Here is a 1,220-nt window from a genome sequence, read left to right on the forward strand (position 1 = left end):
GAGTTTATCCTGTTGTCAGACGTGCTCGGCGTGTCGATGCTGGTCGACGCCATCAATAATCGCAAGCCCTCTGGGGCTTCTGAAAGCACGGTGCTCGGTCCGTTTCACGTTGCCGACGCGCCGGAACTGCCGATGGGCGCCAACATCTGCCTCGACCAGAAAGGCGAGGATATGGTGATCGGAGGGCGGATACTCGACACGGATGGCAGGCCGATTTCCAATGCTGTCATCGACGTTTGGCAGGCCAACGACGAAGGCTTCTACGACGTTCAACAGAAGGGGATACAACCCGACTTCAACCTTCGCGGCGTCTTTCGCACGGGCGCGGACGGCCGCTATTGGTTCCGGGCGGTCAAGCCCAAATATTACCCGATCCCGGACGACGGGCCGGTCGGCAAGCTGCTCGGCGCGCTTGGACGTCATCCCTACAGGCCGGCTCACCTGCATTACATCATAAAGGCCGAGGGCTTCGAGGCGCTGACAACACACATCTTCGACCCGGACGACCCGTACATCCACTCGGACGCCGTCTTCGGCGTGAAGGAGAGCTTGCTTGCCAAGTTTCAGCCCGTAGAAGATCCAGTGCGGGCTAGCGACCTTGGATTCGCGGAAAAGTTTTGGCAGGTGGAGCACGATTTCGTGCTGGCTCGGGAGTAGAACCTCTCGGGCGGGTCGGGCAACTGTCCGGGCGATGATTTCCGCCAGCGGTTACCCCTAAAGCGCGTCGCGATCTTTCAGCTTGTCGCGCTTTAAGTCTTTGTTTTTACGCATGCCGTTGTCGCAAACCGCTGCACACTTTTGTGCGACATGCTTTCGAAGGGCATCCGTCGGTCAACGAGACGGCATGGCAGCAGCGTTTACTGCAGGGCGGTCCGTGAAGTGCGGCATGTTGAAAAGAGGTATCTCTCGTCGATTCGCGAGGCTGCTCTTTTCCGCAATGGCAACACGTTCCCCAATCTACCATCCGGCCCACCTGAAGCTGAGCAGGATCTTCAGATTCCAAGCACGGTCACGAGCGGGGGCGTAAAGTCCTTGAAGCCCAATCTCGGCCAGTCGCACCTTGTGTCAAACCTCGTCTTCGGTTCGTGGCGCTGACATTTCGGGTTGGTCTTGAAGGCGTATCCGGGCAGGGTGACATATCTGGCATTTGCCGTGCAAAGGGCAATCGCGATACACAGCGTCAATGCAGAGCACATGGTTCTCATGGCACACCTCCAGGC

At 58.4% G+C, this 1,220-nt stretch carries 2 protein-coding genes; one reads left to right on the top strand and one right to left on the bottom strand.

From position 1 onward, the window contains the following. On the top strand, positions 1-657 hold a 657-nt coding region (locus AC1ECN_RS38515), incomplete at its 5' end, for a dioxygenase family protein (protein ID WP_477956060.1). A 335-nt stretch (positions 658-992) separates the two neighbouring features. On the opposite strand, the gene AC1ECN_RS38520 is transcribed toward AC1ECN_RS38515, so the two are convergent. After that, positions 993-1,205 (bottom strand): hypothetical protein, encoded by a 213-nt coding sequence (locus AC1ECN_RS38520; RefSeq protein ID WP_018493339.1) that lies wholly within the window; start codon positions 1,203-1,205, stop codon positions 993-995. Between the last annotated feature and the right edge of the window lie 15 nt (positions 1,206-1,220).

The organism is Rhizobium sp. 01N447_2 (assembly GCF_056399245.1).

Bases quoted from the DNA above. Each gene is read 5' to 3' on its own strand.
- AC1ECN_RS38520 (WP_018493339.1), bottom strand. From the start codon at position 1,205: ATGAGAACCATGTGCTCTGCATTGACGCTGTGTATCGCGATTGCCCTT.